The 6,156-nt window shown below is 71.0% G+C and carries 8 protein-coding genes; 6 read left to right on the forward strand and 2 right to left on the reverse strand.

The window, feature by feature from the left end; all coding sequences use genetic code 11:
* Positions 1 to 35 precede the first annotated feature (35 nt).
* Both AC16DP_RS44190 and AC16DP_RS44195 read left to right on the forward strand, forming a co-directional pair.
* The gene (locus AC16DP_RS44190) at positions 36 to 335 is read left to right on the forward strand and encodes a hypothetical protein (RefSeq protein WP_329727002.1); all 300 of its coding nucleotides are present in this window, start codon (positions 36 to 38) and stop codon (positions 333 to 335) included.
* Positions 336 to 413: 78 nt separating this feature from the next.
* A complete protein-coding gene (locus AC16DP_RS44195; RefSeq protein ID WP_329726992.1) occupies positions 414 to 1,526 on the forward strand; it encodes a PAS domain-containing sensor histidine kinase in 1,113 nt (370 codons plus the stop codon).
* Between the two features lie 56 nt (positions 1,527 to 1,582).
* Here AC16DP_RS44195 and AC16DP_RS44200 read toward each other — a convergent pair whose 3' ends face one another.
* Both AC16DP_RS44200 and AC16DP_RS44205 read right to left on the reverse strand, forming a co-directional pair.
* Positions 1,583 to 2,011 (reverse strand): organic hydroperoxide resistance protein, encoded by a 429-nt coding sequence (locus tag AC16DP_RS44200; RefSeq protein WP_329726993.1) that lies wholly within the window; start codon positions 2,009 to 2,011, stop codon positions 1,583 to 1,585.
* A gap of 137 nt (positions 2,012 to 2,148) precedes the next feature.
* Positions 2,149 to 3,150: an LLM class flavin-dependent oxidoreductase gene (locus tag AC16DP_RS44205; RefSeq protein ID WP_329727001.1), complete on the reverse strand. Its 1,002-nt coding sequence runs from the start codon at positions 3,148 to 3,150 to the stop codon at positions 2,149 to 2,151.
* 119 nt (positions 3,151 to 3,269) lie between these two features.
* Between AC16DP_RS44205 and AC16DP_RS44210 the strand changes: the two genes are divergently transcribed.
* The 4 genes from AC16DP_RS44210 to AC16DP_RS44225 all read left to right on the forward strand — a co-directional run bounded on the left by AC16DP_RS44210 (position 3,270) and on the right by AC16DP_RS44225 (position 6,126).
* Entirely contained in the window at positions 3,270 to 3,761 is a 492-nt protein-coding gene (locus tag AC16DP_RS44210; protein WP_329726994.1) for a MarR family winged helix-turn-helix transcriptional regulator, read from the forward strand.
* Positions 3,762 to 3,802: 41 nt separating this feature from the next.
* Positions 3,803 to 4,825 (forward strand): pirin family protein, encoded by a 1,023-nt coding sequence (locus tag AC16DP_RS44215; protein ID WP_329726995.1) that lies wholly within the window; start codon positions 3,803 to 3,805, stop codon positions 4,823 to 4,825.
* Between the two features lie 81 nt (positions 4,826 to 4,906).
* Positions 4,907 to 5,566 carry a hypothetical protein gene (locus tag AC16DP_RS44220; RefSeq protein WP_329726996.1) on the forward strand — a complete coding sequence of 220 codons (660 nt, stop codon included), beginning with the start codon at positions 4,907 to 4,909 and terminating at the stop codon, positions 5,564 to 5,566.
* Between the two features lie 62 nt (positions 5,567 to 5,628).
* Positions 5,629 to 6,126 carry a hypothetical protein gene (locus AC16DP_RS44225; protein WP_329726997.1) on the forward strand — a complete coding sequence of 166 codons (498 nt, stop codon included), beginning with the start codon at positions 5,629 to 5,631 and terminating at the stop codon, positions 6,124 to 6,126.
* The last annotated feature ends 30 nt before the right edge of the window (positions 6,127 to 6,156 follow it).

Consider the following 6,156-nt stretch of genomic DNA (forward strand, 5'->3'; position numbering starts at 1 on the left):
GCCCGGACGTCCCCGCCGAGCTGGATGCCGCCATCATGGAGCTGCTCCAGTGGCGCGTCCTGGAGCGCACGCCCCGGGGCCATCAGCTGCGCGAGCGGCTCTGTGCCATGACGGGAGCGCTCGCCCCCTACCCTCACGGGCAGCGGGAGCTGGCCCGCATCGTCCAGGAGGCGCTCGCGCGCAGGGGCAGCCGGTCCCAGGCGCGGAGCTCGGAGCAGGTGACCCGGGCGGAGCCCACCCCGCTCCGCACTCGCGGTGAAGAGGCCACCGAGGTCCTGCCGGGCGCGAGCGTGCTCGCCCACGAGCCACGGGCGGCCGGGGCCAGGGAGGACTGAGCCGGGCCACATGGCCCCGGGGGGCCGGGTCCTGGTATCCTGGATGCGACATTCGCGCCTTCGCGCCCCGGTGATGCAGTGCCCCAGTCCCCGCAATCGCTCGAGCAGTTGCTGCAGGTGGTCCTCGGTCTCACCGATAGCCTCGTCTTCGAGTTCGACGCGGGCGGCCACTACCTCGCGGCGTGGACCCATTCCGACTCGATGCTGGTGCTGCCCCGGGAAGCGTTCATGGGGCGCCACATCTCCGAGGTGATGGACCCCCAGACCGCCGCGCTGACGATGGAGAGCATCCACCGCGTGCTGGCCCGAGGCGAGCCCGATCGCTTCGAGTACTCGGCGCAGGTGGGGGAAGGACTCCGGTGGTTCAGCGCCGATGCCATGCTCGTGCCCCACCGGCCAGGCGTGGCCTTCCTGGTCCGCGACATCACCCGGCAGAAGACGCTCGAGTTGAGCCTGCTCCAGGCGGACCGGCTGGCGGCCCTCGGGACGTTGGCCGCGGGCGTGGCACACGAGGTGAACAACCCCCTGGGCTACATCTCCTCCAACCTCCACTTCATCGAGGAGGGACTGACCGAGGTGAGGCAGGCGCTCGCCGGCACACCCGAGCTCGCCCCGCTGGCAACCCGGCTGGAGGAGTGCGCGGAGGCGCTCGAGGAGGCGCGGCAGGGCACCACGCGCATCCGCAACGTGGTGGGAGACCTGAAGCTGTTCGCGCGGGGCGAGGACACGGGCCCGGAGAAGGAACGGGCGGATGTCCGGCGGGCGCTGGAGATGTCCATCAACATGGCCATGCCGGAGCTCAAGCACCGGGCCCGCATGGTCTGGCACGTGGAGGAGGTGCCGCCGGTGCGCGGCAGCGAGTCGCGCCTGGGGCAGGTGTTCCTCAACCTGCTGCTCAACGCGGCCCAGGCCATCCCCGAGGGCGCACCGGCGGAGAACACCGTGGAGGCGCTCGTGCGCGCCGAGGCGGGCAAGGTGGTCATCGAGGTCCGCGATACCGGCCACGGCATCGCGCCCGAGAACCTGAAGCGCATCTTCGAGCCGTTCTTCACCACCCGGCCCGCGGGCGTGGGGACGGGCCTGGGGCTGGCCATCTGCCACAGCATCGTCATCGCCATGGGAGGCGAGCTCACCGTGGAGAGCACCGTGGGCAAGGGCACGTGCTTCCGCGTGCTGCTGCCCACCACCTGACGCCCCCCTGGACGTTTGGGTGGAGATGAGCCGCGGCCCGCGTCACCCGGCCCCGCTCAGGCGAGGCGCAGGTCCACGACGATGTTGCCGCGCGTGGCGTTGGAGTACGGGCAGACCTCGTGGGCGGCGCGCAGCAGCGCCTCGGCCTGCTCGCGCGGCAGCTCGGGGATGGACGCGATGAGCTCCACGGCCAGGCCGAACCCCTTGCCCACGGGCCCGATGGTCACGTTCGCCGTGATGGAGACCGGCCCCGGGGTGATCTTCTGCGCGCGGGCCACGTGCCCCAGCGCGCTGCCGAAGCACGCCGCGTAGCCACCCGCGAAGAGCTGCTCGGGGTTGGTGCCGGCGCCGCTGCCACCGAGCGCGCGCGGCGGCACCACCGCGACATCCAGGTGGCCATCGTCGCTCTTCACCCGGCCATCACGCCCCGCCGTAGCGGTGGCCGTCGCGGTGTAGAGGCGCTTCTCGAGAATCGTGGGGCTCATGTGCTTCTCCTTGTGTCGTGCCGACGTCGTGTGTCGCGGGGAGACAGATAGGTCACAATCAAATTGTTCGCAATATAATCTGGCCGGGAGAGGCCGGGGCGAGGGCCCGGCCACGTCTCATTCCCTGGGAAAGGGCCTCAGCCCGCGCGGGCGAGCACGTCACGGGCCTCGGCGGCGATCTCGTACGAGCGCACGCGCGCGGCGTGGTCGAAAATCTGGGAGGTCACCATGAGCTCGTCGGCGCCGGTGCGGGCGATGAAGTCCGCCAGTCCCCGGCGGACGCTCTCGGGCGAGCCCACGACGGAGCAGGACAGCGCCTGCTCGAGGCCCGCGCGCTCCATCGGGTGCAGCCCCTCCTCGAAGTGGTCGACGGGAGGCTGCAGGGGACCCGGCTGGCCGCGGCGCAGGTTGAGGAAGGCCTGCTGCACGGAGGACATCAACCGGCGGCCCTCCGCGTCGGTGCCGGCCGCGAAGACGTTGAGGCCCAGCATGACGTAGGGGCGCTCGAGCTGCTCCGAGGGGCGGAAGCGGCTGCGGTAGACGTCGATGGCCTGCATCATGTGGCCCGGCGCGAAGTGCGAGGCGAAGGCGTACGGGAGCCCCAACGCCGCGGCGAGCTGCGCGCCGAAGAGGCTGGAGCCGAGGATCCAGATGGGGACGTTCAAGCCCACGCCGGGAACGGCCCGGACCCGCTGGCCGGGCTCCGCGGGGCGGAAGTAGTTCATCAGCTCGACGACATCCTGGGGGAAGGAGTCGACGTCACCGGCCAGGGTCCGCCGGAGCGCGTGGGAGGTGACGGAGTCGGTGCCCGGAGCGCGCCCCAGGCCCAGCTCGATGCGGCCCGGGTAGAGCGACTCCAGCGTGCCGAACTGCTCGGCGATCACCAGCGGCGCGTGGTTGGGCAACATGATGCCTCCGGCGCCGACGCGGATCGTCGAGGTGCCCCCGGCCACGTAGCCGATGACCACCGAGGTCGCGGCGCTCGCCACGCCGGGCATGTTGTGGTGCTCGGCCAGCCAGTAGCGGCGGTAACCCAGCCGCTCGGCATGGCGGGCGAGGTCCAGCGTGTTGCGCAGCGACCGGGCGGCATCGCTCCCTTCGACGATGGGCGAGAGATCGAGGACGGAGAGGGGAACCATTACCGGCATGAGGAAGTCCCTCGCTTGGAGACCAGGGAAGCGGTGGGAAAGACGCGCGATTCCATTGCACCCCATATAATGGCGCACTACGAGAAGCGCATCGGGTCCGAGGGGGCAGCATGGCTGAGAAGAAGAAGGGCGGGGCCGTACCCGCGGAGGCGCTGGAGCAGCTGTGCCGGCTGGACAATCAGCTCTGCTTCGCCGTGTACTCGGCGAGCAATCTGATCACGCGGCTGTACCGGCCCCTGCTGGAGCCGCTGGGAATCACCTATCCGCAGTACCTGGCGCTGCTGGCACTCTGGGAGCGATCCCCCCGCACGGTGGGTGAGCTGGGCGATGCGTTGGGGCTCGACTCCGGCACGCTCACGCCCCTGCTCAAGCGGCTGGAGGCCAACGGCATCGTGGTCCGCAAGCGCGCCCCCGAGGACGAGCGCCGGGTGTTGATCGAGCTCACGCCCGCCGGCCAGAAGCTGCGCGCCCGCGCGGCGTCCGTCCCCGTGGAGATGCTCTGCAAGCTCCAGCTTCCGCTCGAGGAGGCGGCGCGGCTGCGGGACACCCTCAAACGGCTCACCCGGGGCCTGCGGGAGCCGCCGGACGGAAACGAAGGATGAGCCTGCGGCCTGGCGGCGAGCACGTTACGTCTGGAGCCATCATGAAGAGCCCCCTCATCGAGACCCGTCCGCTGGGCTTCCCCTGGGTGACCGCGGATCCCTTCCTGTTCTGCGTGCACCACGACGACGCGTACCCCGCCGGCAACGAGCACCTCGGGCCCGCGGCCTCGCTCGCGGGCCGCAACATCGGCCAGGACTTCGACGGCAAGGACGGCTGGAACATGTACCACGGTGAGGTCGTCCCCGGCTTCCCCGGGCACCCGCACCGCGGCTTCGAGACGGTGACGCTGGTGCGCAAGGGGCTCATCGACCACTCGGACTCGCTGGGCGCCGCGGCGCGCTTCGGCCACGGGGACGTGCAGTGGCTCACCGCGGGCGCGGGCGTGGTGCACTCGGAGATGTTCCCGCTCGTGGACGCGAGCCGCCCCAACCCGACCGAGCTGTTCCAGATCTGGCTCAACCTGCCCGCCGAGGACAAGCTCGCGCCGCCGCACTTCACGATGCTCTGGGACCAGGACATCCCGCGTGTGCCGTTCACGGACGAGGCCGGCCGCCGCACCGAGGTGACCGTGGCCGCGGGCCAGTTGGAGGGCCGCCGCGCGCCACCGCCGCCACCCCGCTCGTGGGCCTCGCGCCCCGACACGGACGTGGCCATCTGGACCGTCCGCATGGAGGCCGGTGCGGTGTGGACGCTGCCGCCCGCCGCGAATCCGCGCGCCAACCGCACGCTCTACTTCTTCGAGGGCGACGCGCTGAAGGTGGCGGACCATGACATCCGCGCGCACCAGGCCCTCGTGGTCCGGAGCGACGCGGCGGTGCGCCTCGAGGCCGTGGGCGGTGCGTGCGAGGTGCTGATGCTGCAGGGGCGCCCCATTGGCCAGCCGGTGGTGCAGTACGGCCCGTTCGTGATGAACAGCCGCGCGGAAATCCAGCAGGCCTTCAACGACTACCAGCGCACGGGCTTCGGGGGCTGGCCGTGGCGGTCGGGAGATCCGGTGCACCCGCGTGAGGAGGGGCGCTTCGCCCGCCACGCGGACGGCCGCATCGAGCGTCCCTCCCGCTGAGCCCACGGAGTGCACGCGAGGCGTGAATAAACGGGCCCCGCGGACGTCGGGGTTCCGTCCCTTGCCTCCCGGGTGCCCTCCATGCTCCTCACGCTCCTCGGCCTCACCCTGCTGGCCGCCCACCCAACGATTCCGCCCACCACGTGTGAGTCCGTCAATGGCAAGACGGCCTGTGGCTACTCCTGCCAGAGGAGCGCCGACGACGTCCGCTGCGCCAGCACCCCCTATGGGACGTGCGGCATGTTCCACGGCGAGGTGTACTGCTTCGACCCGCCGCTCGCGGCCATCCACCACCCGCCCGACGAGGGCCTGCGCCCCGAGTGCAAGGCGATCGGCAACGAGGCGGCCTGTGGCTTCAACTGCCTCGTGACGCAGGGCAAGGTCGCCTGTGCGCGGACGCCCTACGGCGTGTGCCGGGAGCACTTCGGCGAGCTGACGTGCTGGGACCCGCCGGAGTCCACCCTTCATGAGCTGGGCGCGGAGACGCCACGGCCCACCTGCCTCACGGCCTCGACCGCCATCGCGTGCGGCTATGACTGCAACAACAACCGCACGGAGGTGAAATGCGCGGCGACTCCGCGCGGCCGGTGCGAGAAGGACGACTTCCGGCTCCAGTGCTTCGATCCTCCCTCCCTCCTGCAGTGCGCGCACACCCAGCCGCCCGACCCCGCCGAGGTGCGCAAGCCGAAGCACAAGCGCCGGGAGGAGAAGCCGGCGGAGACCGGGCAGGCGGCGCGCTGAGCGGCGAGCTTGTCACTCCGGAATTCCCTTGATACTTCCGCCGCCAACACTCGGAGACCCTGATGAGCGCCCCCACGAAGCCCTATGTCAGCCGCTACGGCGGCCTCTGGCCCGACCTGCACAACGCCGACGAGCTGCTGGCCGAGCGGCGCAAGCGCGGGATGGTGTCGGACGAGGACGCGGAGATGCTGCGGCAGTGGCGCGAGAAGGGCTACGTGCAGATCTCCAACGCGGTCCCGGCCTCCGTGCTCGATGAGATCCTCGCCGAGCAGGATCGCGCCTGGCAGACGGCGGACAGCTCGTACCGGGTCCAGACGGGCCACTCCGACTTCGTCCGGCCCCGCCCCGACATCCGCTACCAGACCGGGTGCCGCCTGCTGGACGTGTACGCGAAGTTCGACGCGGCCTGCGCCGCCATCTTCTCCCGGAAGATCACCCACTTCCTCCGGCTGCTCTTCGACCGGGACGTGTTCAAGACGCAAACGGCAAAAACCCCATCCGCTTCTCGCTGCACCGCCGGGTCTTCAGGCTGTCCAGGCGCCCGTCGGCTTCGCGCGTAGCCGCTCAGCCAGGCGACCCATGTCCTCAGC

Source organism: Archangium sp., from assembly GCF_057119385.1.